Origin of the sequence: Thalassobaculum sp. (assembly GCF_040219215.1) — a bacterium.
GTDB lineage: Bacteria > Pseudomonadota > Alphaproteobacteria > Thalassobaculales > Thalassobaculaceae > Thalassobaculum_A.
Window position 1 is genome coordinate 39885 of sequence record NZ_JAVJSX010000005.1, and the last position, 24824, is coordinate 64708.

At 67.1% G+C, this 24824-nt stretch carries 27 protein-coding genes; 11 read left to right on the forward strand and 16 right to left on the reverse strand.

Translation table 11 applies throughout. From position 1 onward, the window contains the following. The first annotated feature begins 28 nt into the window (after window positions 1-28). The 4 genes from dapF (at window position 29) to ftsY (ending at window position 3747) form a co-directional block, all read left to right on the forward strand. A complete protein-coding gene (gene dapF / locus RIC54_RS02695) occupies window positions 29-865 on the forward strand; it encodes a diaminopimelate epimerase (protein WP_350098148.1) in 837 nt (278 codons plus the stop codon). Next, complete coding sequence (locus RIC54_RS02700) at window positions 843-1430, forward strand: 2'-5' RNA ligase family protein (protein WP_350098147.1); 588 nt, start codon at window positions 843-845, stop codon at window positions 1428-1430. Before dapF ends, RIC54_RS02700 begins: the two co-directional genes overlap by 23 nt. Window positions 1431-1493: 63 nt before the next feature. After that, window positions 1494-2786: a tRNA (N(6)-L-threonylcarbamoyladenosine(37)-C(2))-methylthiotransferase MtaB gene (mtaB, locus tag RIC54_RS02705; protein WP_350098146.1), complete on the forward strand. Its 1293-nt coding sequence runs from the start codon at window positions 1494-1496 to the stop codon at window positions 2784-2786. Between the two features lie 10 nt (window positions 2787-2796). Then, window positions 2797-3747 (forward strand): signal recognition particle-docking protein FtsY, encoded by a 951-nt coding sequence (ftsY, locus tag RIC54_RS02710; protein WP_350098145.1) that lies wholly within the window; start codon window positions 2797-2799, stop codon window positions 3745-3747. On the opposite strand, the gene RIC54_RS02715 is transcribed toward ftsY, so the two are convergent. Next, window positions 3744-4292 (reverse strand): PAS domain-containing protein, encoded by a 549-nt coding sequence (locus RIC54_RS02715; RefSeq protein WP_350098144.1) that lies wholly within the window; start codon window positions 4290-4292, stop codon window positions 3744-3746. The genes ftsY and RIC54_RS02715 overlap by 4 nt on opposite strands. 26 nt (window positions 4293-4318) lie before the next feature. Next, the gene (locus RIC54_RS02720; RefSeq protein WP_350098143.1) at window positions 4319-5305 is read right to left on the reverse strand and encodes a 2-hydroxyacid dehydrogenase; all 987 of its coding nucleotides are present in this window, start codon (window positions 5303-5305) and stop codon (window positions 4319-4321) included. A gap of 197 nt (window positions 5306-5502) precedes the next feature. On the opposite strand from RIC54_RS02720, the gene RIC54_RS02725 reads away from it, so the two are divergent. Together RIC54_RS02725 and RIC54_RS02730 are read left to right on the forward strand one after the other, a co-directional pair. After that, a complete protein-coding gene (locus tag RIC54_RS02725; RefSeq protein WP_350150517.1) occupies window positions 5503-6000 on the forward strand; it encodes an SH3 domain-containing protein in 498 nt (165 codons plus the stop codon). 94 nt (window positions 6001-6094) lie between these two features. Beyond that, window positions 6095-6673, forward strand: a complete 579-nt coding sequence (locus RIC54_RS02730) for a HupE/UreJ family protein (RefSeq protein ID WP_350150519.1) — start codon at window positions 6095-6097, stop codon at window positions 6671-6673. A gap of 12 nt (window positions 6674-6685) precedes the next feature. On the opposite strand, the gene RIC54_RS02735 is transcribed toward RIC54_RS02730, so the two are convergent. The 6 genes from RIC54_RS02735 to RIC54_RS02760 form a co-directional block, all read right to left on the reverse strand. Continuing rightward, window positions 6686-7102 carry a copper chaperone PCu(A)C gene (locus tag RIC54_RS02735; RefSeq protein ID WP_350098140.1) on the reverse strand — a complete coding sequence of 139 codons (417 nt, stop codon included), beginning with the start codon at window positions 7100-7102 and terminating at the stop codon, window positions 6686-6688. Window positions 7103-7176: 74 nt separating this feature from the next. Continuing rightward, a complete protein-coding gene (locus RIC54_RS02740; protein WP_350098139.1) occupies window positions 7177-7647 on the reverse strand; it encodes a cupin domain-containing protein in 471 nt (156 codons plus the stop codon). Window positions 7648-7794: 147 nt separating this feature from the next. Then, window positions 7795-8388, reverse strand: a complete 594-nt coding sequence (locus tag RIC54_RS02745) for a DUF3501 family protein (protein ID WP_350098138.1) — start codon at window positions 8386-8388, stop codon at window positions 7795-7797. Between the two features lie 62 nt (window positions 8389-8450). Further along, window positions 8451-9788 carry a (Fe-S)-binding protein gene (locus tag RIC54_RS02750; protein WP_350098137.1) on the reverse strand — a complete coding sequence of 446 codons (1338 nt, stop codon included), beginning with the start codon at window positions 9786-9788 and terminating at the stop codon, window positions 8451-8453. Between the two features lie 120 nt (window positions 9789-9908). Continuing rightward, window positions 9909-10331: a rubrerythrin family protein gene (locus tag RIC54_RS02755; RefSeq protein WP_007677941.1), complete on the reverse strand. Its 423-nt coding sequence runs from the start codon at window positions 10329-10331 to the stop codon at window positions 9909-9911. A gap of 209 nt (window positions 10332-10540) precedes the next feature. Further along, window positions 10541-11164, reverse strand: coding sequence for a PH domain-containing protein (locus RIC54_RS02760; protein WP_350098136.1), 624 nt, complete (start codon window positions 11162-11164; stop codon window positions 10541-10543). Between the two features lie 303 nt (window positions 11165-11467). Here RIC54_RS02760 and RIC54_RS02765 point away from each other — a divergent pair, with 303 nt between their 5' ends. After that, a complete protein-coding gene (locus RIC54_RS02765) occupies window positions 11468-12295 on the forward strand; it encodes a sugar phosphate isomerase/epimerase family protein (RefSeq protein WP_350098135.1) in 828 nt (275 codons plus the stop codon). A gap of 21 nt (window positions 12296-12316) precedes the next feature. On the opposite strand, the gene irrA is transcribed toward RIC54_RS02765, so the two are convergent. Next, window positions 12317-12733 (reverse strand): iron response transcriptional regulator IrrA, encoded by a 417-nt coding sequence (gene irrA / locus RIC54_RS02770; protein WP_350098134.1) that lies wholly within the window; start codon window positions 12731-12733, stop codon window positions 12317-12319. A gap of 256 nt (window positions 12734-12989) precedes the next feature. Between irrA and fabA the strand changes: the two genes are divergently transcribed. From fabA to RIC54_RS02785, 3 genes are all read left to right on the forward strand, one after another. After that, a complete protein-coding gene (gene fabA / locus RIC54_RS02775) occupies window positions 12990-13526 on the forward strand; it encodes a bifunctional 3-hydroxydecanoyl-ACP dehydratase/trans-2-decenoyl-ACP isomerase (RefSeq protein ID WP_007677952.1) in 537 nt (178 codons plus the stop codon). A gap of 11 nt (window positions 13527-13537) precedes the next feature. After that, a complete protein-coding gene (gene fabB, locus RIC54_RS02780; protein WP_350098133.1) occupies window positions 13538-14761 on the forward strand; it encodes a beta-ketoacyl-ACP synthase I in 1224 nt (407 codons plus the stop codon). A 79-nt stretch (window positions 14762-14840) separates the two neighbouring features. Continuing rightward, entirely contained in the window at window positions 14841-15668 is an 828-nt protein-coding gene (locus tag RIC54_RS02785; RefSeq protein WP_502989710.1) for an enoyl-ACP reductase FabI, read from the forward strand. A gap of 40 nt (window positions 15669-15708) precedes the next feature. On the opposite strand, the gene RIC54_RS02790 is transcribed toward RIC54_RS02785, so the two are convergent. Continuing rightward, window positions 15709-16446: a hypothetical protein gene (locus RIC54_RS02790; RefSeq protein ID WP_350098132.1), complete on the reverse strand. Its 738-nt coding sequence runs from the start codon at window positions 16444-16446 to the stop codon at window positions 15709-15711. Between the two features lie 166 nt (window positions 16447-16612). On the opposite strand from RIC54_RS02790, the gene RIC54_RS02795 reads away from it, so the two are divergent. Next, window positions 16613-17224 carry a pyridoxamine 5'-phosphate oxidase family protein gene (locus RIC54_RS02795; protein WP_350098131.1) on the forward strand — a complete coding sequence of 204 codons (612 nt, stop codon included), beginning with the start codon at window positions 16613-16615 and terminating at the stop codon, window positions 17222-17224. A gap of 30 nt (window positions 17225-17254) precedes the next feature. Here RIC54_RS02795 and RIC54_RS02800 read toward each other — a convergent pair whose 3' ends face one another. The 6 genes from RIC54_RS02800 to infB form a co-directional block, all read right to left on the reverse strand. Continuing rightward, window positions 17255-18010 carry a glycerophosphoryl diester phosphodiesterase gene (locus RIC54_RS02800; protein WP_350098130.1) on the reverse strand — a complete coding sequence of 252 codons (756 nt, stop codon included), beginning with the start codon at window positions 18008-18010 and terminating at the stop codon, window positions 17255-17257. Window positions 18011-18047: 37 nt separating this feature from the next. Beyond that, window positions 18048-20168: a polyribonucleotide nucleotidyltransferase gene (gene pnp, locus RIC54_RS02805; RefSeq protein ID WP_350150523.1), complete on the reverse strand. Its 2121-nt coding sequence runs from the start codon at window positions 20166-20168 to the stop codon at window positions 18048-18050. 365 nt (window positions 20169-20533) lie between these two features. Further along, window positions 20534-20803, reverse strand: a complete 270-nt coding sequence (gene rpsO / locus RIC54_RS02810; RefSeq protein WP_350098128.1) for a 30S ribosomal protein S15 — start codon at window positions 20801-20803, stop codon at window positions 20534-20536. Window positions 20804-20818: 15 nt separating this feature from the next. Further along, a complete protein-coding gene (truB, locus tag RIC54_RS02815; RefSeq protein WP_350098127.1) occupies window positions 20819-21745 on the reverse strand; it encodes a tRNA pseudouridine(55) synthase TruB in 927 nt (308 codons plus the stop codon). Continuing rightward, window positions 21732-22169 carry a 30S ribosome-binding factor RbfA gene (gene rbfA, locus RIC54_RS02820; RefSeq protein ID WP_350098126.1) on the reverse strand — a complete coding sequence of 146 codons (438 nt, stop codon included), beginning with the start codon at window positions 22167-22169 and terminating at the stop codon, window positions 21732-21734. Before rbfA ends, truB begins: the two co-directional genes overlap by 14 nt. A gap of 31 nt (window positions 22170-22200) precedes the next feature. Continuing rightward, a complete protein-coding gene (infB, locus tag RIC54_RS02825) occupies window positions 22201-24810 on the reverse strand; it encodes a translation initiation factor IF-2 (protein WP_350098125.1) in 2610 nt (869 codons plus the stop codon). Between the last annotated feature and the right edge of the window lie 14 nt (window positions 24811-24824).

Here is a 24824-nt window from a genome sequence, read left to right on the forward strand (position 1 = left end):
AGCCTACACCCTCTCTATATCTGCCGTCATGAGTGGTTTGCCCTTCACCAAGATGCACGGTCTCGGCAACGACTTCGTCGTGGTCGACGGCCGGGTGCACCCGGCGGCGTTGACCAGGGCCCAGTACCGGGCGGTCGGCGACCGGCGGCGCGGCGTGGGATACGATCAGTTCCTGACGATCCTGCCGGCCCGCAACGGCGGTACCGCCTACATGGCGATCCACAACCCGGACGGCACCGAGGCCCAGGCCTGCGGCAACGGCACGCGCTGCGTGGCCTCAGTGCTTATGGGCGAGACCGGGCTGAGCGAAGTGGCGATCGAGACGATTGCCGGACGGCTGGTCTGCACCGACGCCGGCGACGGACGGGTGACGGTCGACATGGGCCCGGCCAACCTGGAATGGGATGCGATCCCGCTGGCCGCCCAGGCCGATACTCTGTCGGTGACGGTGCCCGAGGCGGGCACGTTCAGCCCGGCGACCGCGGTCAACATGGGCAACCCGCACGCCGTGTTCTTCGTGCCGGACGCCGAGGCGGTCGATTTGAGCACCGTCGGCCCGCGCATCGAGCACAGCCCGGTGTTTCCCGAGCGGGCCAACATCGAGTTCGTGTCCGTGCTGGCCCGCGACCGCCTGCGCATGCGGGTGTGGGAGCGCAGCGCCGGCATCACCCAGGCCTGCGGCTCCGGCGCCTGCGCGGCGTTGGTGGCTGCGGCCCGGCGCGGCCTGACCGAGCGGCGCGCCACCGTCGTTCTGGACGGCGGGCCGCTGGAAATCTTCTGGCGCCCGGATGGCCATGTCGAGATGACAGGGCCGGTGGCGACCAGTTTTGCGGGGACCCTCGATGACAGGCTCCTGGCCGGTTGATGGCGGCCGCAAGGGCGGACGGGCAACGACGATGGCTTTAAGCGTACTGGCCCGGCCACGGCTGACGGCGGCCGATGCGGCCTGGGTCCGGGTGCTGCGCGACCGGCACGCCAGCGGGTTGGAAGCACCGGAAATCGGTCCACACGTGACGCTGGTGTTTCCGACGGAGTCGACCGACGCGACCACTGCCACCGGGCATCTTGCGGTGGTGGCCGGCGAGACCGCAGCATTCTCCCTGGCGTTTCGCTGCGCGCTGCCGGTGCTCGATCCGCAATCCGGCGGCACCTATATCTATCTGGTACCGGACGAAGGGTTCTCCACTCTGGTCCGGCTGCACGACCGGCTGTATTCCGGGCCGTTCGCCGACGCCCTGAACCTGGACATCCCCTACATCCCGCACATCACCCTCGGGCGGATCGCCGAGGCCAAGCTGGCGCGGGCGTTGGCCGACGATCTGAACAGCCAGGAGCCGGAGATCCTCGCCCGCCTGGAGACCGTGGAGCTGTTCCATCTGGACCGGAAAGGCCCGGCCCGGCGGCTTGCGGAGATCGCCCTGCGGGGCTGACCTGACCCAGCGGCGGCCGGGGAAGGGCTTGCATTCGCCCGTCGGCGCGGGCATCTAGCGGCCATGACCCACGAATTGCCTCAGCAGGCACCCGGCGCCAACCGGGTCGAAACCTTCGGCTGTCGGCTGAACGCCTACGAGTCCGAGGTGATCCGCGGGCACCTGGAGGCGGCCGGCAAGTCCGGCACCATCGTGGTCAACACCTGTGCCGTTACCTCCGAGGCCGAGCGCCAGGCCCGCCAGTCGATCCGGCGGCTGGCGCGCGAGAACCCGGGTGCGGAGATCGTGGTCACCGGCTGCGCCGCGCAGATCGACCCGGCGCGCTATGCCGCGATCGACGGTGTGACCCGGGTGGTCGGTAACGAAGAGAAGATGCAGGCCGGCACCTGGAGCGACACTGCACCCCCGGCGATCCACGTCACCGACATCATGGCGGTGCGCGAGACCGCGGCTCATCTGGTCTCGGAGTTCGACGGCCGGGCACGCGCCTTCGTCCAGGTCCAGCAGGGCTGCGACCACCGCTGCACCTTCTGCATCATTCCCTACGGCCGCGGCAACAGCCGCTCGGTGCCGATCGGCGCCATTGTCGAGCAGGTCCGCGCCCTGGTGGCCGGCGGCTACCGCGAGGTCGTGCTGACCGGGGTCGACGTCACCTCCTTTGGCGGCGACCTGCCGGGCCAGCCCTCGCTCGGCCAGATGATGCGTCGGCTGCTGGCCCTGGTGCCGGAGCTGGAGCGGCTGCGGCTGTCCTCGGTCGACCCGGTGGAGATCGACGACGACCTGTTCCGGCTGATCGCCGACGAACCCCGGCTGATGCCGCATCTGCATCTGTCGCTGCAGGCCGGCGACGACATGGTGCTGAAGCGCATGAAGCGCCGGCACCTGCGCGACGACGTGGTTCGGCTGGTCGAGCGGGTCCGGGCGCTGCGCCCCGACACCGCGTTCGGCGCCGACGTAATCGCCGGCTTCCCGACCGAAAGCGACGCGATGTTCGAGAACACCGCGGCGTTGCTGGCCGATCTCGGCATCCAGCACCTGCACGTGTTTCCGTATTCACCGCGGCCCGGCACCCCGGCCGCTCGGATGCCGCAGGTGCCCGGCGACATCCGCAAGGCACGGGCCGCCCGGTTGCGGGACATCGGTGCCGCCAACCTGGAGTCCTGGACGGTCGGGCTGGTCGGACGCGATGACCGGGTGCTGATTGAAGTCGACGGGGCCGGCCGGGGTGAGAGCTTCGCTCCGATCGCGCTGGAGGCCGGACCTGCCGTGGAAGCCGGCACGGTGGTGCCGGTGACGCTGCTGGGCGTCGAGGGCGGGCGGCTGATCGGCCGGCCGCGGATCCGCGCCGCCGCATGAGGATCTGTGCATGAGTGCCGAGCCGGCGTCCCCGGAACGCAAGGGCTGGTTCGCCCGACTGCGCGACGGCCTCGCCAAGTCGTCACGCCGGATGGCCGACGGCATCAGCAGCCTGTTCGTCAAGCGCCGGCTGGATGCGGCCACGCTGGAGGAACTCGAAGACCTGCTGATCACCGCCGATCTCGGGGTCGAGACCGCGGCGAAGCTCACGGCCAACCTGGCCCGCGAGAAGTTCGACAAGGAGGTTACCGGCGACGAGGTGCGCGCCGCCTTCGCTGCCGATATCGCCGCCATCCTGGCTCCGGTCGCGGTTCCGCTGGAGCCGCGCGACGTCGCCAACAAGCCGTTCGTCGTGCTGATGGTCGGGGTCAACGGGTCCGGCAAGACCACGACCATCGGCAAGCTGGCCCGGCAGTGGACCGCCGCCGGCAAATCGGTGGTGCTGGCTGCCGGCGATACGTTCCGGGCCGCTGCGATCGAGCAGTTGCGGGTGTGGGGCGAGCGCAGCGGCTGCCCGGTGATCGAGCGGCCACACGGCTCTGACGCCGCCGCCCTGGCGTTCGACGCCCTGACCGAGGCCCGGGAGCGCAACGCCGACGTGCTGATCGTCGACACCGCCGGCCGGCTGCAGAACAAGGCCGGGCTGATGGAGGAACTGGCCAAGGTGATCCGGGTGCTGAAGAAGCAGGATCCCGAGGCACCGCACGCCACCGTGCTGGTGCTGGACGGCACGGTCGGCCAGAACGCCCACGCCCAGGTCAAGACCTTCCGCGAAATGGTCAAAGTCACCGGCCTGATCGTCACCAAGCTGGACGGCTCGGCCCGCGGCGGTATCGTCGTCGCCCTGGCCCAGAGCCAGGGCCTGCCGGTCCACGCCGTCGGCGTCGGCGAAGGCGTGGACGACCTGCATCCGTTCGAGCCGGACGCCTTCGCCCGCTCGCTGATGGGGATCGAGGGTTAGGGCGCCGTCCGCAGCTGGACCCAGCGGACGTCCGACAGCCCGGCGTTGTTGATTGCCGAGGGCACCTCGCTGGGCGAGTCGAAGACCGTCATGCCGAGCACGTGATCGGCGAGCCCTTCGCCGGTGCCGAGCGGCAGAACGACCCGGCGTCCGCGGATCCGCCAGCCGGAGTTGGTCGGATGCTCGCTGTCGGTGAAGCAGGCGGCGGGCTCGCTGATGATACGCCGCCAACGGTCGAAGATCTGCCGGGTGACGTCCAGCGGGAACAGGTCGCTGCTGCGCTTGCCGGCCAGGGTCTGGCCGTGGCGTTCGTTGATCGCCTCGCCGGCCAAGCGGTAGATGAAGTCCGCCCCGCCGTCGATGACCCGAACCACGTACAGCCGGGACAGCGCCCAGGGCACGTCCACCGGGTCGAACTCCCCGAAGCTCGGCATCAGTCGACCGTCGGCCTTGGCGATCCAGTAGGCGACCAGCCGCCGAAGGTCGTTCGGCGCGCCGTCTGGCAGCAGCTGCTCGGGAGAACGGAACGTGGCGGGTGGAGTCAACGGATCGGCACTCCGCTTCCTGCCGTTCAGAACATCGTCTCTACGACCCGGTCGGGCGGGGTGTGGGCGTCGGCGAAGGTCCGGATGTTGACGATCACCCGTTCGCCCATGTCCCGGCGGCCCTCGATGGTCGCCGAGCCCATGTGCGGCAACAGCACCACGTTGTCGAGCGACAGCATCGCGGAATTGACCTGCGGCTCGTGCTCGTAGACGTCGAGCCCGGCGCCGGCGATCCGCTTCTCGTGCAGCGCCTCGGTCAGCGCGGTCTCGTCGATCACCTCACCGCGGGCGGTGTTGACGATGTAGGCGTGTGGCTGCATCAGGCCGAGCCGGCGGCGGTTGATCAGGTGGAAGGTCGCCGGGGTGTGCGGACAATTTACCGACAGGATGTCCATCCGACCGATCATCTGGTCCAGGTTGTCCCAGTAGGTTGCCTCAAGCTCGGCTTCGAGTTCCGGATGGACGCGGTGGCGGTTGTGGTAGTGAACCGACAGGCCGAAGCCGCGGGCGCGCCGCGCCACGGCCGATCCGATCCGGCCCATGCCGACGATGCCGAGCCGCTTGCCGTGGATGCGGTGGCCGAGCATCCCGGTCGGCGCCCAGCCGGTCCAGGTGCCGGCCTGGATCAGCGCGTTGCCTTCGACGATCCGGCGCGGCACCGCCAGGATCAGCGCCATGGTCATGTCCGCGGTGTCTTCGGTCAGGACGCCGGGGGTGTTGGTGATCGTGATGTGGCGAGCCTTGGCGGCGCGCAGATCGATGTGGTCGACGCCCGTGCCGAACGATGCGATCAGCTTCAGGCGTTCCCCGGCCTGCTCGATCAGGCCGGCATCGATCCGGTCGGTAACGGTGGGCACCAGCACGTCGGCCTCGCGCATCGCCGCCGCCAGTTCGTCGCGGGTCATCGGCTGGTCGCTGAGATTCAACCGGGTCCGGAACAGCTCCATCATCCGGGTCTCGACAGCGTCCGGCAGCTTGCGCGTGACGATTACCAGCGGCTTTGTCTGCGGCATGAGTTCCTCCCGGCCCCGCGGTTCTCATCGTCCACGGAGGCCTCGATGACCGGCGTCGGCCCCGGCCTTCGGTTAGCAGGGCCATAGCCGGCTGTCACGCACCCCGTGCAATTCGGCGCATATTGTAGGCATGCTGCTTAACGAACGCTATCGATAGCGGTATAACGGACACGACGATGAGGATAGTGACCGGACCAATGCAGCGCGCAGCCCTTCTAGCCCTTCTCGTCCTCTGGACGATGGCCGGGCCGGCAATCGCGGCCACGGTCGGGACCGAGACCGGCCTGCCGATCCCGCGCTACGTGACGCTGCGGGCAAAGGAGGTCAACGTCCGCGCCGGGCCGGGGGTGCGATACCCGATCGAGTGGGTTTATCAGCGTCCGAACCTGCCGGTCGAAGTGATCGCCGAGTTCGACACCTGGCGCAAGATCCGTGATCCCGACGGCACCGAGGGCTGGGTGCACCAGCAAATGCTGTCCGGCCGGCGCGCAGTCCTGGTGATCGGAGCCGAACGCCTGCTGCGCCGGACACCGGAACCGAACGCGCCGACGGTGGCTCGCCTTGAGATCGGTGTCATCGGGTGGCTTGACGGCTGCCGACAGGACTGGTGCGAGGTCGACGTCGCGGGGATGGATGGCTGGATTCCGCGCAGCCACATCTGGGGAGTTCGCGCCGACGAGGCGCTGAACAAGTAGGATTGCCGCCATCCCGCCTAGCGTGCCGGTCGATTGACGGCGGCACTGCACCCGATATCATTCGCGGTCCTCCGAGCATGATCGATGGCGACCGATGGTTCGTCCGACACTCCTGGCTGCGTTGGTCCTGCTGGTGGCTTTCCCCGCCTCCGCGCAACAGGACAGTGGGTTCGGCAGCCTGATCGCCGGCTTCGCGCACCCTGTCCTGGGGTTTGACCATCTGCTGGCAATGGTCGCGGTTGGCCTGCTGTCGGTGCAGATCGGTGGCCGCGCGGTCTGGACGGTGCCTGCCGCGTTTGTGGTGTTTCTCGAGGGCGGCAACGGGCTGGGGCTGGCGGGTGTCCCGTTGCCGCAGGTCGAGGGGGTGATTGCGCTGTCGGTCCTGGCGCTCGGCCTCGCCATTGCGCTATCGGTTGAGCTGCCGGCCCTGGTCGCGATTGCCGTGGTCGGGGTGTTCGCTGTCTTTCACGGGCATGCACACGGCGAGGAAATTCCGAACCTGGCCGGTCCCCTTGGCTTCGTCGCCGGCTTCATGCTCGCGTCGGCCCTGCTTCACCTTGCCGGTGTGGGCCTCGGCGTTCTGGCGGCCCGGCCGCAGCTGCGCGCGCTGCTCGGTGCCGGCTGCGCCGGGATCGGGCTCCACATGCTGCTGCTGTCCTATGAGATCATCTGAACGGCGCTCCGCTCAGCGCAGGGGAACCGGCACTGCTACGGGTACGGTTCCGTCAGGACCGAAGTCGAGCGTCAACCCGACCTGCGCGACAGCGGCGTCCAGGCCGCCAAGCGCCAGCCGGTAGCGGCCATCGCCGAGCCGGACCAGTTCATTCGGGTCGAGCCGCAGGAACTCAACCGGCTGCTCGGTGGCGATCCCGAACAGGCTGCGCTGCCGGGTGAAGGTGACGGTCCGTGTCCCGGCGCCGTTAATGTGCCGCAACGTCAGGGTGGCGCCGCCTTCGTTCAGGATCTCGACCACCACCGCCAGCCTGTCGCCGTCCCAGCGTACCGATTTGAGCCACGCCGACGCACCGTGTCCCGAGTGCGCGGCGGCATGGGTCGGCAGCATGATCAGCAGGACCAGCGTCCATCGCAGCAGACCGGTCATACCGCCCTCCCGTCGCGTTGCTGTGCGCGTGACCGGCACCGCCCCGAATGATCCGGGGCGGTGCCGACGGACCCTCACATCATGGATTCTTTCTGCTTCTCGAACGGAACCACGTCGGTCGAGAAGATGACCACCGGCTTGTCGGTGGTGTTCTCCCACCAGTGGATGTGGCCGGCACCGGACTCCGGGGTGGTGTCGCCGGGCTTGTGGATGATCGGCACGGCGCAGAAGGCGTTGTGCTCGACGATCTCGCCTTCGACGATGTGCACGATCGACGGCCGGTCGTTGTGCGCGTGCGTCGGCACCACGCCGTGCGGCGCGATGGTCAGCTTGCGAAGCCGCAGCATGAAATTGCCCATGCCGCGCCAGCCGGTCAGGTCGACGGTGCTGAGGATCGGCCGGTCGACGCCGATGTCCGGCGCGTCCGCCAGATCGCGGGCCTTGGTCAGGGTCTGTCCGGCGGGGCACTCACCGGCGATGGCGGTTCCGCCGCCGGCAACGAGGATTGCGGTCGCTGCCAGCGCGACCAGGATGCGGTTCGACATGGTTCATCTCCGTTTTCAGGGCCGGGCCCTCCCAGCGTGGCTGCCAATGTCGGGCGACCGCGCCGGGATCGGAAATGCCGTTCACCTATGGTGTCGATAGCGCGCAGGAATTGGCGGCAACGGCATGCCTGCCGCCAGGACGCTCAGTCAGTCGAAATCCTGCGCCAGGGCGGTCTGGACGTCGTCGCTCAGCACCGTCATGTGGCTGTAGTTCGGATGCTTGATGCCGAGCACGACCTCGGTCTTCGGATCGGCGAACTTCGCGGCCTGAGCGTCGGTGAAGTGGAAGTGGACGAACTGGACCGACGACGCCTTGCCGTCGGCGGTGGTCCGATCGACATCCTCCTCGGAGGTCGCGACGATCTCCTCGCCGCTCAGCCGCAGAAACACCGTCTCCTCTACCCCGCCCAGGGTCGACAGGACGTTCTTGCGCACGACCGGGTTGTCGATCTCGAACATCAAGGTGGCGACCAGTTCGCGGCCCTGGGGGATCAACGGGTTGTAGGCCGAGAGTTCGTCGGGGATCTGCTCCTCGCCGCCGCGCTCGATGAACAGCATCTCGTGGACCTGCTGCCACATCGTCTCGTAGTTCTCGAAATAGAACGTGGCGTGCGGGCCCAGCGGCACCCGCCGGTTGCGCTTCACCTGGACCAAGGCGCGCCGCTTCTCCGCCCGGACCTTGCCGTACTCGGCCATGTCCAGGATGTCGGCGCGGGTGATCTCCTTCGCCATGACGGTCATTCCTCTGTTCTCCTCCGCCCCGCCGTCGCGGCCGGGCGCCTGGTGATTCCGATCGGATCCGCTCAGAGGCCGTAGGCCCGGGCGAACAGCTCGATCGGATGGTGGCTGGATTCGGGCAGCGGCGCTTCACCGTCGACCCGCTCCATGCCCTGCCGGATGTGGTCGGCCGCGAGTGGGCAACCCGATGCCAGATAGGTTTTCCCCGCCTCGCGGGCCTGCCGTGCCACCGGCTTGCCGATCTTCAGGGCGATCTCGAAGTTTTCCTTCATCACGCCCCACGAGCCGCCGTGCCCGGAACAGCGCTCGATCACCTTCAGGTCGGCATCCGGGATCAGCTTCAACAGCTCGGTCGATTTCTGGCCGATGTTCTGGGCCCTGGCGTGGCAGGCGATGTGCAGCACCACGCCGCCGTCCAACGGCTTCAACCCATCGGCCAGGCCCTCGGTGCGGGCGATGTCGATGACGTACTGGTCGATGTCGCGGGTGGCGGCCGACAACGCCTTGACGTTGTCGTCGTCGGGTACGAGCAGCGGCCATTCGAACTTCAGCATCAGCACGCAGGACGGCACAAGCCCGATCACTGTCCAGCCGTCATCGATTTTCGGTCGAAGCTCGGCCGCAACCTTGCGCGCGGTCTCGGCCACCCGGGCGACGTCGCCGTGCTCCAGCTGCGGCATGCCACAGCATGACGGGTAGACCACCTCGGTCTCGACCCCGTTGTGGGCCAGCACCTTGCGGGCGGCGATGCCGATCGACGGGCTGTTGAAGTTGGAGAAGCAGGTGGCGTACAGCAGCGCCTTGCGCCCGAACGCCGGGGCTTCGCCGTTGATCACCGGCACATCGCTCTCGGCTAGGTCGGTCAGGGTGCGCGACTGGTAGGCCGGCAGCTTGGCGTCGCGGTGCACGCCCAGCGCCTTCTCCATCAGCGGCCGGGTCAGCCGGTTGTTGTTGTCTGAGGCCCAATTGCACAGCCCGGCCACCGGCCGTGCCAGTTTGCCGTTGCGGTCGGTCTCGGTCAGCTGGCGGGCGGTCCAGGGAACTTCGCCCTTCTTCAGCTCGACCGCCCGGTAGCGCAGCATCAGGTGCGGGAAGTCCAGGTTGAACTCGTGCGGCGGCACGTACGGGCACTTGGTCATGAAGCACAGGTCGCACAGCGTGCACGCATCGACCACCGGCTTGAAATCAGCGCTGTCGACGGTATCGAGCTCTTCGCTCTCCGAGGCGTCGATCAGGTCGAACAGGCGCGGGAAGCTGTCGCACAGATTGAAGCAGCGCCGGCAGCCGTGGCAGATGTCGAAGATCCGCCGCATCTCCTCGTCAAGCTTGGCCTCGTCGTAGAAATCCGGATCCTGCCAGGGGATCGGGTGACGGGTCGGGGCTTCGAGGCTGCCTTCGGCCATCGGGCGGCTCCTTTAGGTGCGGCGCAACGGGGATCGCCGCCGGGCGACGGCGGGCATTCACGGATCGACGGCGGAAACGGCCCCGGCGTGTGACGCCGGGGCCGGGCCGTGAGCGGTCGATCAGGCGTCCAGCGAGGTCAGGGCCTTCTGGAACCGGCCGGCGTGGCTCTTCTCGGCTTTCGCCAAGGTTTCGAACCAGTCGGCGATCTCGTCGAAGCCCTCGTCGCGGGCGGTGCGGGCCATTCCCGGGTACATGTCGGTGTACTCGTGGGTTTCGCCGGCGATCGCCGCGGCCAGATTGGCCGAGGTCTCGCCGATCGGCAGGCCGGTGGCCGGGTCGCCGACGGCTTCCAGGAACTCCAGATGGCCGTGGGCATGACCGGTCTCGCCCTCGGCGGTCGAGCGGAACACCGCGGCCACGTCGTTGTAGCCTTCGACGTCGGCCTTCTGGGCGAAGTACAGGTAACGGCGGTTGGCCTGCGACTCTCCGGAGAAGGCGTCCTTCAGGTTGTTTTCGGTCTTCGAGCCCTTGAGCTGAGCCATGGTTTTCTCCACTCGATGATTGTGAAATCGGACGGGCCGCGCATCGTTCAGCCGTTCGACAGGCGAGATCGAGGCACTTGCGGTTTATAGGAACCGCAGACCGGGCGGGTCAACCAGGTTTGAACAATTCTAAAATGTACACGGGGTGAACGGGAGCGAACATCGGTCCACGGGCCGGGACCCCGGGATCGGCAGCATCACCGGCCGGTTCATCGGCCTTGCACCTTCGGCGATGCAGCCAGCTGGTGAATCGCGTCCATTGCCGCCTTGAAGTTCGAGACGCCGAAGAACCCATCGCCCAGCTTGGTCGCACCGGTCTGCATCGAGTTTCCGCTGAGTCGCGGAATGGTCCGCACCGTGACCGTCCCACGGTCGGACCCGTAGTCGGATCGCTCGAGACGGGTGATATCGGAGGGCATGATCACCTCGGCCGACCGTCGAAATCCCGTTCGTAGGATGATCATCCGCTGGTCGGTGATGGCGTAGTAGGTTCGCCACGCGCGGACCGTGTAGCGTAGCGGAGCAATCAAGGTCCAAAAGCCGACTAGAAGAAACGGGATTCCGAACAGTGCGAACAGCCAGCTGCCGCTGCTCGCTCCGAGGGTCCAGAACGAGGCAAAACCAAAGAAGACGGCTCCGAGAAAGAACTCTCCGATCCCGCGTCGGGCGAACGCCAGGACACTTGGCCGACCAGTCCACACCAACCGCTCGCCCGTTTGCAGGATCGAGCTCAGGTAGTCAAAGGCGGCGTCGCCTGACGACACGTCGTCGACCGTCGATCGATAGCTGGACGATGTCGTCGTCCGATATTGCCCACCATCCCATCTGCCCATGCGCGTCCCCCCTGCAGACATGGACCGCCTGGCCCGAGTGCAACCTCCGATGGCTGCAACTGTCGGGGATGCATGCAATCTTAGCAACAGCGATCGTCTGAGGATTCGGCCTGACTCCTGCCTCGGAACCGGCGTCACATAGGCGTCATGCATCTCGGATAGTCTGTTGGACGAGATTGCCCTGCGCGGCTCAACGGACATTCTGCCTGATTGAACGTGGACGGGTGGACGCGCTAGCCTTCGATCGTCTCCATTCTGGCCGCGACTCGCTGCGCCAATTCCCCCAGCCGAGAGGTATCCACGATGACCGAGGCCGCTCTCCTGCCGGTGCTGGGCGCCGCCATGCCGATCCGGGTGCTGCGCGGCATGCGTGATTGGATCGTGGCCGGCCAGCGGGACCTGGAACTGCAGGACTTCATCAAGGTCGACGTCCTGAACGGTGACTGGAAGCCGCTGGCGCGCGAGGCGAAGGAACTGTTGTCCGGCCACACCGGGCGACTCGGCATCCACGGGCCGTTCTGGGGCTTCTCCCTGGCCACCGAAGACGCCGATGTGCGCGCGGTGGTGAAGAAACGGATGGCCCAGGGGCTGGAGGTCTGCGAGGAACTCGGTGCTACCCAGATGGTGGTGCACAGCCCGTTCACCACCTGGGGCCACAACAACTACGACAACACGCCCACCGGCCGGCAGGACGTGATCGACCGCACCCACGCCGCCCTGGACGACGCTGTGCGACGGGCCGAGACCATCGGTGTCGAGCTGGTGATCGAGAACATCGAGGACAAGGACCCGCACGACCGGGTGTTCCTGGCCGAATCGTTCGGCACGCCGGCGGTGCGGGTGTCGCTGGACACCGGCCATGCCCACTACGCCCACGGCTCGACCGGGGCGCCGCCGGTTGATCGCTACGTCACCGCCGCCGGCAACCGGCTGGCCCACATCCACTTGCAGGACGCCGATGGCTACGCCGATCGGCACTGGGCACCGGGCGACGGCACCGTGCTGTGGCCGTCGGTCTTCGCCGCGGTGGCCAAGCTGTCCTCGGCACCCCGGCTGATCCTGGAACTGCGCGATCACGGCCAGATCCTGCGCGGCGCACAGCACCTGACCGATCTGGGCCTGGCTCGGTAGCCGGCGGGGATCGGTAGAGGGCTATCCGCGGCTGCGGACGCGGATCACGAGGTCGACGCGCTCGATCTCCGCGCCGGGCGGCGGCGGCGGCAGGTCGCCGATGGCGATCCGGTCATCGGGAATGTCGGTCAGCTGGCCGGTCCCGGCGTCAAAGAAATGGTGATGCCCGCCGGTGTTGGTGTCGAAGTAGGAGCGCCCTGCCTCGACCACCACCTCGCGCAGCAGGCCACCGTCGGTGAACTGGTGCAGCGTGTTGTAGATCGTGGCGAGCGATACCGATACGCCGGCGGCCTCGGCCTCGGAATGCAGCTGCTCGGCGGTGACGTGCCGGTCGGCGCCGTCGAACAGCAACCGGGCCAGCGCCAGACGTTGGCGGGTCGGGCGCAACCCCGATCGGCGCAGACGATCGATGGCGGCGGCGTAGGGGCGTGCGGTCATGTCAGTCCCGTCGGTCGCAGGCCGCAGTACGGCAACCACTGGATCGCTAACATGAAGCGAACGCCCTGGCAACGCAGGGATCTTTCCAAGGGACCCCTGCTTATGGTTTGCTGCACCCCTTGAAGTCGACCGCCGGGTCGGCTACCTCGGAAGCGAGACCCCGCTGGGTTTGGGACTCAGGCGGCGGGCGACACGAATAAACGGCGACAGGCGGCGCGACGCGGAACCTTGCGGGACGCCGAGGTTAAATAGGGGGATGGCCGACTTGACCGATCGGAAGAGCAACAGCTTCTCTTACAAGGATCTGCTTGAGTGCGCGCACGGCCGGCTGTTCGGGCCGGGGAATGCGCGGCTTCCGCTGCCGCCGATGCTGATGTTCGACCGCATCACCCGGATCTCCGACGAGGGCGGCGCCAACGGCAAGGGCGAGGTCGAGGCGGAATTCGACATCAAGCCGGATCTCTGGTTCTTCCAGTGCCATTTCGAGGATGATCCGGTTATGCCGGGCTGCCTCGGCATGGATGCGCTCTGGCAGCTTCTGGGCTTTACGCTCGGCTGGCTTGGCGGCCCCGGTTCCGGGCGCGCGCTGTCGGTCGGCGAGGTCAAGTTCATGGGCCAGGTTCTGCCGACCGCCAAACTGCTCAAGTTTCATCTCGACCTGAAGCGCATCATCAGCCGCAAGCTGTATCTCGGCATCGCCGATGGCTGGGTCGAATGCGACGGCGAGAAGGTTTTCGAAGCGAAGGACATTCGCGTCGGTCTGTTCGCCAATCCGGCAACGGCCGCGGCATGACGGAGGTCGGTTTGCGTCGCGTCGTCGTCACCGGGATCGGCATTGTCTCCAGCATCGGCACCGACAAGGAGCAGGTTGCGGCCTCGCTCAAGACCGGCCGGTCCGGGATCGTGTTCGCCGAGGAATACAAGGAGATGGGCTTCCGCAGCCATGTGCACGGCGCGGTCGATATCGACCTGGCCGAGCGCATCGATCGCAAGTTGCTGCGCTTCATGGGTGACGGGGCGGCCTACAACTACCTCGCCATGCAGGAGGCGATCGCCGACGCCGGCCTGGAGACCAGCGAGGTCAGCAACCCGCGTACCGGCCTGATCATGGGGTCCGGCGGGCCGTCGACCTCCAACATGATGACGGCGTTCGATACGGCGCGCGAAAAGGGTCCGAAGCGGGTCGGGCCGTACATGGTGCCGCGCACCATGTCGTCGACCAACTCGGCCTGCCTGTCGACCTTCTTCGGAATCAAGGGCCACAATTACTCGATCAGCTCGGCGTGCTCGACCAGCGCACACTGCATCGGCAACGCCATGGAGCTGATTCAGCTCGGCAAGCAGGACACGGTATTCGCCGGCGGCGGTGAGGAACTGCACTGGACCATGTCGGTGCTGTTCGACGCGATGGGGGCGTTGTCGTCCAAGTACAACGATACGCCGCAGCGCGCCTCGCGGGCCTATGACACCGATCGCGACGGCTTCGTGATCGCCGGCGGCGGCGGCGTGGTGGTGCTCGAGTCTCTCGAACACGCCCAGGCCCGCGGCGCCAAGATCTACGGCGAGATCGTTGGGTACGGCGCCACCTCCGACGGCGTCGACATGGTTCAGCCATCGGGCGAAGGCGCCGTGCGCTGCATGCAAATGGCGCTGGAGGGTCTGAGCGAGCCGGTTGACTACATCAACACCCACGGCACCAGTACGCCGGTCGGCGACCTCAAGGAGCTTGAGGCGATCCGCCAGGTGTTCGGCAGCCGCAATCAGGTTCCGGCGATCAGCTCGACCAAGTCGCTGACCGGGCATTCGCTCGGGGCGACCGGCGTCCAGGAAGCGATCTACACGCTGCTGATGATGCGCGATGGGTTCATTGCCGCGTCAGCCAACATCGACAACCTTGAGCCGGAGGCGGGTGATCTGCCGATCGTTCGCGGTGCGGCTCTCGAGCAGCAGATCAATTTGGCGCTGTCGAACAGCTTCGGTTTCGGCGGCACCAATGCGGTCCTGGCCATGCGCCGCTTCGACGCCTGACCCGATTGCCGCCCTGGCGCGGGCCAATCCCCTTCGGGCCCGCGGCATGGCGGGCCCGGCCGACCGACGAAGGACGACAATGAGCGAGACCGCCCAACCCCGCCCGATCATGGCCGGCAAGCGTGGCCTGATCCTGGGAGTCGCCAACGAGAAGTCGATCGCCTGGGGAATCGCCTCCGCGGTCGCCGGTCAAGGTGCCGAACTGGCGTTCACCTACCAGAACGACGCGATCAAGCGGCGGGTGGAACCGCTCGCCGAGTCGGTCGGCTCCGATCTGGTGATGCAGTGTGACGTATCGGACCCGGCCAGCCTGGACGCGGTGGCCGCGGCGCTGGCTGAACGCTGGGGCCGGATCGACTTCGCGGTCCACGCAGTCGCCTATTCTGACAAGAACGAGCTGAAGGGCCGCTACTGCGACACCAGCCGCAGCAACTTCCGCAGCACCCTGGACGTCTCCTGCTACTCGTTTACGGCGCTGGCCCAGCGCGTGGTGCCGCTGATGACCGAGGGCGGCAGCCTGATCACCCTGACCTATCTGGGCGCCGAGCGCTCAACCCCGAACTACAACGTGATGGGGGTGGCCAAGGCGGCGCTGGAAGCCAGCGTGCGCTATCTCGCGGTCGACCTGGGGCCGTCCGGCATCCGGGTCAACGCCATCTCGGCGGGGCCGATGCGCACGCTCGCCGGCTCGGCGATCGCCGATGCCCGCTATACCTTCCGGTACGCCGAGAACGCCGCGCCGCTGAAGCGCAACGCCAGCCTGGAGGAGGTCGGCCGTGCCGGGCTCTACCTGCTGTCCGACCTGTCGTCCGGGGTGACCGGGGAGATCGTGCATGTCGACGGCGGCTTCCATTCCGTGGCCATCCCGCGCCCGCAGGCGGGCGTGACGCCCCCGCCGGAGCAATAGCCGGCGTTCCGGATCGCTCGCCGCCTTCGATTCAGCCCCCTCAGCCCGGTCGTTCGTCGGTCGTCGCCGTGGATCTCTCGATCTCGCGCAACCGCGCGTAGATCACGGCGAATCCGCACATCGCCATGCACGCGCAGAGCACGGACAGGGCTTCGACCGCGGCAGCGAACACCGGCACGCCGACCGCCTCGATCAGCCTTTGTCCGGACAACATGGTGACGATCAGCGGCGGCAGCGCCGCGGCCACGCCGATCACGAAGAGGCTGCCGGCGATCGGCCACCGATAGCCTCTCGTGAGCTGCGCGCTTCGGGCGAAGGCGCGGAAGCCGGCATCCTCGATCACGATGGCCGGCACCAAGACGCTCCAGACCGCGGCGATCCACAGCCCCGGCAGCACGATCAGCGAGAGCCCGATCGCGAGGGCGACCCCGAACACCACCGAGCAGACCAGCAAGGGCACGAACCGCCCGACGACGCCAGCCAGGAGCTCGGTCGTTCGGATCGACCGCCCGCAGACGGCCTCATAGGTTGCCGCGGTCAGGAATCCCGTCGCGAGGATGTAGACGAGCGCGTGCAGCAATGCCAGAAGCAGCGACGGTGCAGGTGGCTGGTGGTGGTCGATGGCCGCCTGTATGCGGGCAATCGTCGATGGCAGGCCGAGAAGCGTCAACGGCACCACGACGATCAGGGCGGGCCTCAAGACCCTCTGAACGAAAATCCCTAGCGTGTCACCGGCGACGGTACCGACGCTGAGCGCCGGTGATGCAACTTCGCTCATCGCGCGATGTCCTTTTCTGCCGTGTCTGGAAATCGGTCGACTTGAAGAATAATCGTCATGATTGTAGATCGCCAGAACAACGAGCCTGTTCGTGCGGAGATCGTAGTTGTGCGAAACTGCGGCGGTTGGATCGATCACCCGTTTCTTTCAGCCTCGGACCCCGACCATGTCAGCCATCACCACTATCGAACAGCTAGAGGCGCTTTACGGCGTCCCCGGTGAAACCTCGACGGTCAAGGAGGTCGATCGGGTCACTCCGGAGTATCGCGCGTTCATCGAGGCGTCGCCGTTCGTCGCCCTGGCGACCGGCGGACCGGAAGGGCTGGATTGTTCGCCGCGCGGCGATCTGGCCGGGTTCGTGCGGATCCACGACGAGCGAACGCTGATGATGCCGGACCGGCGCGGCAACAACCGGGTCGATTCACTGCGCAACATCGTGCGCGATCCGAGAGTCGGACTGCTGTTCCTGATCCCGGGGTCCGGGAGCACCCTGCGGGTCAACGGCCGGGCGCATCTCGACACCGGTCCGGACCTGCTGGCGTCGTTCGCGGTCGACGGCAAGGCGCCGCGCAGCGTCGTCGTGATCGCGGTCGAGTCCGTGTACTTCCAATGCGCCCGGGCGATCGTGCGCTCCGAGCTGTGGAATCCGGCCCGCCATGTCGACCCCAGCAGCCTGCCCACACCGGGCCGCATCCTGGCAGCGTTGAGCGATGCCAGGGTCGGCGGCGACGCCTACGACCGGGAGTGGCCGGAACGGGCGAAGAAATCGATGTGGTGACGCTCGCCTTCAGGCAAGCCGACCGTCGTGTCACAGCCCGAGAAGGGCCGGCGGGTTGTCGGTGACGATGCCTTCAATGCCCCAGCTGTACAGCTCGGCGGCACGCGCCCGGTCGTTCACGGTATAGGTCATCGCGGTCCAGCCGCCGTCGACGATCCGGGCGACATCGGCCGGGGTCTTCAGCGACTTGTGGTCGGAGATCACAGACACCGCGCCGAGGTCGCGGGCTGCATCCTGCCAGCCTTCCGGAAACTTCCAGATCAGCAGGCCGCGGTGGAAGGTCGGTGCGTAGTCCCGGATCACCCGCAGCGACCCGATCGCGAAGCTGGTGATCAGGATCGGGTCGTTCGCCGTCCAGCCAGCGTCACCCAGGACGGTCAGGACGCTCGCGGCAGTGGCCGATTCAGTGCCCTTGTCCGGCTTGATTTCGAGGTCGAGGCCGAGGCCGAGCCGCCGGCATTCATCCAGACATTGTCGCAGAGTCGGGATCGGTTCGCCGGCAAAGCGCGGATCGAACCGGAATCCGGCGTCGAGCCGGCCGAGCTCGGCCGAGGTCTTGCCCACCACCGGCCCGAGGCTGGTCGTGGTCCGGTCGAGGGTGTCGTCGTGGATCAATACGGGGATGTCATCACGCGCCAGCTTGGCGTCGATCTCGATCCAGGACACGCCGCTTTCGGCGGCGGCCCGGATCGAGGCCAGCGTGTTCTCGGGCGCCAGCGCGGCTGCGCCGCGATGGCCGATCAGTCGAGGGGCGACGAAACCGGACGGGCCGGGGCTCGATGACATCGGATCTCTCCGTTCCGCCGTTTTCGTCGCCGTGCCGTTACTCGGCGGCCTTCTTCGGATCCAGGTCTTCGCCGGTCTTCTGGTCGACGACCTTCATGGACAGCTTCACCTTGCCGCGGTCGTCGAAGCCGATGACCTTGACCTTGACGCTGTCGCCTTCCTTGACCACCTCGTCGACCTTTTCCGGCCGGCGATCGGCGACCAACTGGCTGATGTGCACCAGACCGTCCTTCGGGCCGAGGAAGTTCACGAAACAGCCGAACTCCAGGACCTTCACGACCTTGCCGGTGTAGATCTCGCCGATCTCGGGCTCCGCCACGATCGACTTGACCCAGTTGTAGGCCGCGTCGAGCGTGTTCTGCTCGACCGCCGCGATCTTGACCGAACCATCGTCCTCGATGTCGATCTTGGCGCCGGTGGTCTCGCAGATCTCGCGGATGACCTTGCCGCCCGACCCGATGACTTCACGGATCTTGTCGACCGGGATCTTCATCATGGTCATCTTCGGCGCGGTCGCCGACACACCCTCGCGGGCGTTGGTCAGCGCCTTGGACATCTCGCCCAGGATGTGCAGCCGGCCATCGCGGGCCTGGCCGAGGGCCACGTCCATGATCTCCTTCGTGATCGAGGTGATCTTGATGTCCATCTGCAGGGCGGTGATGCCCTTGTCGGTGCCGGCCACCTTGAAGTCCATGTCGCCGAGGTGATCCTCGTCGCCAAGGATGTCCGAGAGCACGGCGAACTGCTCGCCTTCCTTGATCAGGCCCATGGCGATGCCGGCGATCGGCCGGGCCAGCGGAACGCCGGCGTCCATCATAGCCAGGGACGTGCCGCAGACCGTCGCCATCGACGACGAGCCGTTGGACTCGGTGACCTCGGAGACCACGCGAACCGTGTACGGGAACGCGTCCTTCGACGGCAGCAGCGGCCGGGTGGCACGCCATGCCAGCTTGCCGTGGCCGATCTCGCGGCGGCCCGGGGAACCCATGCGGCCCGCTTCACCGACCGAGTAGGGCGGGAAGTTGTAGTGCAGCATGAAGTTCTCGCGGTATTCACCATCGAGCGCATCCACGATCTGCTCGTCCTGGCCGGTGCCGAGCGTGGTGACCACCAGCGCCTGGGTTTCGCCACGGGTGAACAGGGCCGAGCCGTGGGTGCGCGGCAGGATGCCGACTTCGGCCACGATCGGACGGACGGTCTTGGTGTCGCGGCCGTCGATGCGCTGGCCGGTCTTCAGGATGCGACCACGCACGATGTCGCTCTCGATGCCCTTGAGCAGGCCCTTGGCGGCATCGGCTTCTGCCGGATCTTCCAGGCTGGCGATCGCCTTTTCCTTGGCGGCGGCCAGCTTGTTCTGACGCTCGGTCTTGTTCGGCTCGTCATAGGCGGCTTCGAAGTCGGCCTTGCAGGCGGCTTCGACGCGTCCGCGCAACCCATCGGTGTCGAGCGCCGGTGCCGGCAGATCCATCGGATCCTTGGCACAGGCTTCGGCCAGTTCGATGATCGCCTGGATCACCGGCTGGAACGACTGGTGGCCGAAGGTCACGGCGCCGAGCATGACTTCCTCGGACAGCTCCGACGCCATCGACTCGACCATCAGCACGCCTTCCTGGGTGCCGGCGACCATCAGGTCCAGTTCCGACGACTTGGCATCTTCCATGGACGGGTTCAGAACGTACTCGCCGTTCTTGTAGCCGACGCGGCAGCCACCGATCGGACCGAGGAACGGCACGCCGGAGATGCACAGCGCGGCCGAAGTGCCGACCATCGCCACCACGTCCGGATCGTTCTCCAGGTCATGGGCCAGGACGGTGCAGATCACCTGGGTCTCGTTCTTGAAACCCTTCACGAACAACGGCCGGATCGGCCGGTCGATCAGGCGCGAGGTCAGAACCTCCTTCTCGGTCGGACGACCCTCACGCTTGAAGAAGCCGCCGGGGATCTTGCCGGCGGAGTAGGTCTTTTCCTGGTAGTGAACCGACAGGGGGAAAAAATCGATTCCCTGCCGGGGGGTCTTTGCTGCAACGACGGTGCACAGCACGACTGTGTCGCCATATCGGGCGACTACGGCGCCATCGGCCTGGCGCGCCATCTTGCCAGTCTCAAGGGTGAGCGTGCGCCCCCCCCACTGGACTTCCTTACGGTAGACATCGAACATTCGATCGTTCCTTCGCTTGGAACCGCGTGGTCCAAACGCAACCCCGTCCTATCGGTCCGCACAGTTCATTCGGCGGTACAAGCACGTCGACCCGTCGACAGCGCTATGCCGACGGGCGGTCCTGCGTCTCCTCGATGGGCGGGGAATGGACGCCCTGCTTCGTCACGGCGTCGTTGCGGTAGTCCCTCGGTTCATCTCTCTCTTGCGCGGCGGTTCCATGCCACGGAACACCCGGCCGGTCAATGGCTACAGCCGCGAGGCACGGCACGGAAGGTATCCGTGGCCGCAATAAGAACCGGGCCGCCGCGATGCGGCAGCCCGGGAACTGTCGAAGATGTAATCCGCGATGGTCGCGGGGGGGCGGATCAGCGGCGGATGCCGAGACGACCGATCAGGGTGGTGTAGCGCTCTTCGTTCTTGCGCTTCACGTAGTCCAGCAGACGGCGGCGCTGGCCGACCATCATCAGCAGGCCGCGGCGCGAGTGGAAGTCCTGCTTGTGGATCTTCATGTGCTCGGTCAGGTTCGAAATCCGCTCTGACAGGATCGCCACCTGGACTTCCGGCGATCCGGTGTCGCCTTCCTTGGTGCTGTATTCCTTGACCAGCTCGGCCTTACGCTCATTCGTAATCGACATCGTCCTCTCCTTTGATCAGAGGTTCAGCACCCGCACCGGACGAATGGCGCCGCCGTCGATCCGCGCGATTGCGACCGGGGTTTCGCCCTCCAGGGCGTAGACCGTGTCGCCGTCGCGCAGGTGGCCAAACCGTTCCCGGTCCATCGCTCGGAACACGGGAATGCCTTGGCCGTTGCGGAGCGTATTCGCCTCAGGGCCGCTCAAGGCGAGCGCCGGGATGCCGTCCAGCGCCGTCTCGACCGGTCTAAGGTGCTCTAAAGCCGCGGGGTTATGCATCAGCTCGGCGAGTGAATCCAGAGAAATCGCCGCGCTTTCCAGGAAGGGCCCGACCCGCAGGCGCCGCAGCGCCACGATATGCCCGACCGTGCCGAGACTGATGGCGAGGTCGCGGGCCAGCGCGCGCATGTACGCGCCCTTTCCGGACGACACCCGGAAACGGGCATGATCGGCGTCGATCGCCTCGGCCAGGTCGAAGCCCAGAATGGTGATGCGACGGGCGTCGAGGTCGACCGCCTCGCCGGAACGGGCCAGATCGTACGCCCGCTCGCCGTCGACCTTCACGGCGGAATAGATCGGCGGGACCTGCTCGATCTCGCCCACGAACTGCCGGGTGGCGGACCGTATCGCGTCAATGTCCGGGCGCACGTCCGACGTTGCGGTCACGGCACCTTCGCGATCGTCGGTCGAGCGGGCCTCGCCCCATTGGATCGTGAAATCGTAGTCCTTGGTGGCGTCCATGACGTAGGGAACCGTCTTGGTCGCCTCTCCGAGCGCCACCGGCAGGATCCCGGTCGCCAGGGGGTCGAGGGTGCCTGCATGGCCGGCCTTGGCGGCATCGAACACCCGCCGCACGGTCGCCACCGCCTGTGCCGAACTGATACCGGACGGCTTGTCGACGATGACCCAGCCGTGGACAGGCTGGCCGCGCTTACGCCGGCCCATCCGGCTCCTCCGAGTCGGTATCCTCGGTCGGGCCGGCTTCGATGTCGTGCCGCACCACGGGGTTGCGCAACAGGGCGTCGATCCGACTTGACGTGTCGAAGGCGGAATCACGGGCGAACTGCAGGCGCGGGGCGTACTTCAGCTTGATGTCGCGGGCCAGCAGCCCGCCCAGCCGGCCGGCGTTGCGCTTGAGGGCGGCCAGCAGTTCCGTCGCGTCACCACCGCCCAGGCGGGTTATCCACACGGTCGCGTTGCGCAGGTCCGGGCTGACCGTTACCTCGGAGATGGTGACCGGCGCGTCGTACAGCGCCGGATCGTGCAGGGTTCCCCGCTCCAGTATCCGCGCCAGCGTGCGGCGAATCTCTTCGCCGACGCGCAGCCGTCGCTGACTGGGCTCCGTCGGAGCCGCGTCTCGTCCCGTCATGACACCAATTCCCTTGCGGTAGGCGGCGGCCTTACTCGGCCGTCGTTTCCTGCCGCACCGAGTCGAGGGTCCGGGCGATTTCCTTCAGCTCGAAACACTCGATACGATCGCCCTGGCGGATGTCGTCGTAGTTCTCGAACGCCATGCCGCACTCGTAACCCTCGCGGACCTCGCGGACCTCGTCCTTGAAGCGCTTGAGGGTCTTCAGCGAACCTTCGTGCACCACCACGTCGTCGCGCAGCAGGCGGACCTTGCAGCCGCGCTTGATGATGCCGTCGGTGACCATGCAGCCGGCGACCTTGCCGACCTTGGTGATGTTGAACACCTCGCGGATCGACGCGTAGCCGATGAACTCTTCCCGGATCTCAGGGGCCAGCATGCCGGTGAGCAGGGCTTTGATGTCATCGATCAGGTCGTAGATGATCGAGTAGTAGCGGATCTCCAGCGACTCGCGCCGTGCCATCTCGCGAGCCTGCGGGTTGGCGCGGACGTTGAAGCCGACGATCAGGCCGTTCGACGCCTTGGCGAGGCTGATGTCGGATTCGTTGATCGGGCCGACCGCGCCGTGAAGGATCCGCGGCTTGACGACCGAGGTCTCCAGCTTCTCCATGGTTGCCTTGATGGCTTCGTAGGAACCGTGCACGTCGGTCTTGATGACCAGCGACAATTCCTGCGCCTGCCCGGCCTGGATCGCCGACAGCATCTGCTCGACCGTACCGCGGGCGCCGGCGGTCGCCTGCTTCTCGCGGATCACGCGCTGGCGATAGTCGGCGATCTCTCGGGCCCGGCTCTCGTTCTCGACCACCACGAACTCATCGCCGGCGGTGGGGGTACCCTGCAGGCCCAGAACCTCGACCGGAACCGTCGGCCCGGCGCTGTCGGTCTGCTGGCCGCGATCATCGACCAGGGCGCGCACCCGGCCCCATTCGGCGCCGGCGACGAACACGTCGCCCAGCTTCACGGTGCCGCGCTGGACCAGCACGGTGGCAACGCTGCCGCGGCCGCGCTCGACCTTGGCCTCAACCACCACGCCTTCGGCGGGACGGGTCGGGTTGGCCTTGAGTTCCAGGACCTCGGCCTGAAGCATGACCGCTTCGAGCAGGGTGTCGAGACCCTGCTTGGTCTTGGCCGATACGTCGACGATCTGGATGTCGCCGCCCATTTCCTCGACCACGAGATCGTGCTGCAGCAGTTCCTGGCGAACCCGCGCCGGATCGGAGTCCGGCTTGTCGATCTTGTTGCAGGCCACGATGATCGGGACCTTCGCGGCCTTGGCGTGACGGATCGCTTCGATCGTCTGCGCCATGATGCCGTCGTCGGCCGCAACCACCAGGATCACGATGTCCGTGACGTTGGCGCCGCGCGCCCGCATCTCGGTGAACGCCTCGTGACCCGGGGTGTCGATGAAGGTGATCTTGTCGCCCGACGGGATCTTGATCTGATAGGCGCCGATGTGCTGCGTGATGCCGCCGGCCTCGCCGCTCACCACGTCGGCGTTGCGGATCGCGTCGAGCAGCGAGGTCTTGCCGTGGTCGACGTGACCCATGACGGTGACGACCGGCGAACGCGGCAGCATGCTGGCGGGATCGTCCTCAATGCCGCGCATGCCGAGTTCCACATCGGACTCCGCTACACGCCGAACCCGATGGCCGAACTCCTGGACGATCAGTTCCGCCGTGTCGGCGTCGATCGTCTGGTTGATGGTCGCCATCACGCCCATCTTCATCAGCGCCTTGACGACATCGCCGGCCTTCTCGGCCATGCGATTGGCCAGTTCCTGAACCGTGATCGATTCGGGCACCACCACGTCACGAGAGAATTTGACCTGCTCTTCGTCTTCGTTCTGGCGCTGGCGCTCCCGCTCGCGGGCTCGCCGGACGGATGCCAGCGACCGGGTCCGCTCGCGATCGTCGAGGGCGGCGGAGATGGTCAGCTTGCCACCGCGACGCCGTGGCTCGGCGGCTGCCGCGCCGCGGGTGCGGGCCGGACGCTTGACGGCATCGGTGCGGCCACGGCGGCGGCGGTCGTTGTCGTCTTCGGCCTCGTTTGCCGGCACGGCGCGACCGGCCGGTGCGGCCGTGGTGGTAGCGGCCGGGGTCGTCCCGGCCGGCTGGCGCTCCAGGCGCGCCTGTGCGCGCTCGGCGGCGGCCTTCGCCTGACGCCCGGCTTCTTCCTCAGCCAGACGCGCCGCCTCGGCGGCCCGACGGGATTCCTCGTCGTCGGCGATCTTGCGCATCTCGTCGAATTCGGCCTGACGGCGATCCTTCTCGACGACGGGCTCGGCTGCTTCGACGACAGGCTCGGCTGCCGGTGCGGCCGCTGCTTCGGCGGCAGCGATCTCGGCGGCAGCGGCGCTGGCGACTTCGCTCTGCTTCAGGCCTTCCTGCAGGGCACGCGTACGGGCCGCGCGCTCCTCTACAGTCAACTCACGACCAGCGCCGGAACCGCCCTTGCCCGAGCCCGCAGGTCCGCCCGGTGGCGGGGTACGGCGTCGGCGCACCTCGACCTGCACGGTCTTTGAACGACCGTGTGAGAAGCTCTGCTTGACCTGCGCCGTCTCGGACGACTTGCCGAGGGACAGCTTGCTGCGACCTCCGGTGAGGCTCAGCTTCTTGCGGTCCTGGTCACTGGTGCTCGACATCTGGTCTTCGCCCA

What these genes read in the sequence shown, in the direction of transcription:
- mtaB (WP_350098146.1), top strand. Translation starts at nt 1,494, where the DNA reads ATGACCCACGAATTGCCTCAGCAGGCACCCGGCGCCAACCGGGTCGAA.
- RIC54_RS02800 (WP_350098130.1), bottom strand. Translation starts at nt 18,010, where the DNA reads ATGTCATCGAGCCCCGGCCCGTCCGGTTTCGTCGCCCCTCGACTGATC.
- ftsY (WP_350098145.1), top strand. Translation starts at nt 2,797, where the DNA reads ATGAGTGCCGAGCCGGCGTCCCCGGAACGCAAGGGCTGGTTCGCCCGA.
- fabA (WP_007677952.1), top strand. Translation starts at nt 12,990, where the DNA reads ATGGCCGACTTGACCGATCGGAAGAGCAACAGCTTCTCTTACAAGGAT.
- RIC54_RS02785 (WP_502989710.1), top strand. Translation starts at nt 14,841, where the DNA reads ATGAGCGAGACCGCCCAACCCCGCCCGATCATGGCCGGCAAGCGTGGC.
- RIC54_RS02750 (WP_350098137.1), bottom strand. Translation starts at nt 9,788, where the DNA reads ATGGCCGAAGGCAGCCTCGAAGCCCCGACCCGTCACCCGATCCCCTGG.
- RIC54_RS02725 (WP_350150517.1), top strand. Translation starts at nt 5,503, where the DNA reads ATGCAGCGCGCAGCCCTTCTAGCCCTTCTCGTCCTCTGGACGATGGCC.
- RIC54_RS02745 (WP_350098138.1), bottom strand. Translation starts at nt 8,388, where the DNA reads ATGACCGTCATGGCGAAGGAGATCACCCGCGCCGACATCCTGGACATG.
- RIC54_RS02735 (WP_350098140.1), bottom strand. Translation starts at nt 7,102, where the DNA reads ATGACCGGTCTGCTGCGATGGACGCTGGTCCTGCTGATCATGCTGCCG.
- RIC54_RS02740 (WP_350098139.1), bottom strand. Translation starts at nt 7,647, where the DNA reads ATGTCGAACCGCATCCTGGTCGCGCTGGCAGCGACCGCAATCCTCGTT.
- rbfA (WP_350098126.1), bottom strand. Translation starts at nt 22,169, where the DNA reads ATGACGGGACGAGACGCGGCTCCGACGGAGCCCAGTCAGCGACGGCTG.
- RIC54_RS02720 (WP_350098143.1), bottom strand. Translation starts at nt 5,305, where the DNA reads ATGCCGCAGACAAAGCCGCTGGTAATCGTCACGCGCAAGCTGCCGGAC.
- RIC54_RS02755 (WP_007677941.1), bottom strand. Translation starts at nt 10,331, where the DNA reads ATGGCTCAGCTCAAGGGCTCGAAGACCGAAAACAACCTGAAGGACGCC.
- infB (WP_350098125.1), bottom strand. Translation starts at nt 24,810, where the DNA reads ATGTCGAGCACCAGTGACCAGGACCGCAAGAAGCTGAGCCTCACCGGA.
- dapF (WP_350098148.1), top strand. Translation starts at nt 29, where the DNA reads ATGAGTGGTTTGCCCTTCACCAAGATGCACGGTCTCGGCAACGACTTC.
- RIC54_RS02700 (WP_350098147.1), top strand. Translation starts at nt 843, where the DNA reads ATGACAGGCTCCTGGCCGGTTGATGGCGGCCGCAAGGGCGGACGGGCA.
- RIC54_RS02760 (WP_350098136.1), bottom strand. Translation starts at nt 11,164, where the DNA reads ATGGGCAGATGGGATGGTGGGCAATATCGGACGACGACATCGTCCAGC.
- truB (WP_350098127.1), bottom strand. Translation starts at nt 21,745, where the DNA reads ATGGGCCGGCGTAAGCGCGGCCAGCCTGTCCACGGCTGGGTCATCGTC.
- irrA (WP_350098134.1), bottom strand. Translation starts at nt 12,733, where the DNA reads ATGACCGCACGCCCCTACGCCGCCGCCATCGATCGTCTGCGCCGATCG.
- RIC54_RS02730 (WP_350150519.1), top strand. Translation starts at nt 6,095, where the DNA reads ATGGTTCGTCCGACACTCCTGGCTGCGTTGGTCCTGCTGGTGGCTTTC.
- pnp (WP_350150523.1), bottom strand. Translation starts at nt 20,168, where the DNA reads ATGTTCGATGTCTACCGTAAGGAAGTCCAGTGGGGGGGGCGCACGCTC.
- RIC54_RS02765 (WP_350098135.1), top strand. Translation starts at nt 11,468, where the DNA reads ATGACCGAGGCCGCTCTCCTGCCGGTGCTGGGCGCCGCCATGCCGATC.
- RIC54_RS02790 (WP_350098132.1), bottom strand. Translation starts at nt 16,446, where the DNA reads ATGAGCGAAGTTGCATCACCGGCGCTCAGCGTCGGTACCGTCGCCGGT.
- rpsO (WP_350098128.1), bottom strand. Translation starts at nt 20,803, where the DNA reads ATGTCGATTACGAATGAGCGTAAGGCCGAGCTGGTCAAGGAATACAGC.
- RIC54_RS02795 (WP_350098131.1), top strand. Translation starts at nt 16,613, where the DNA reads ATGTCAGCCATCACCACTATCGAACAGCTAGAGGCGCTTTACGGCGTC.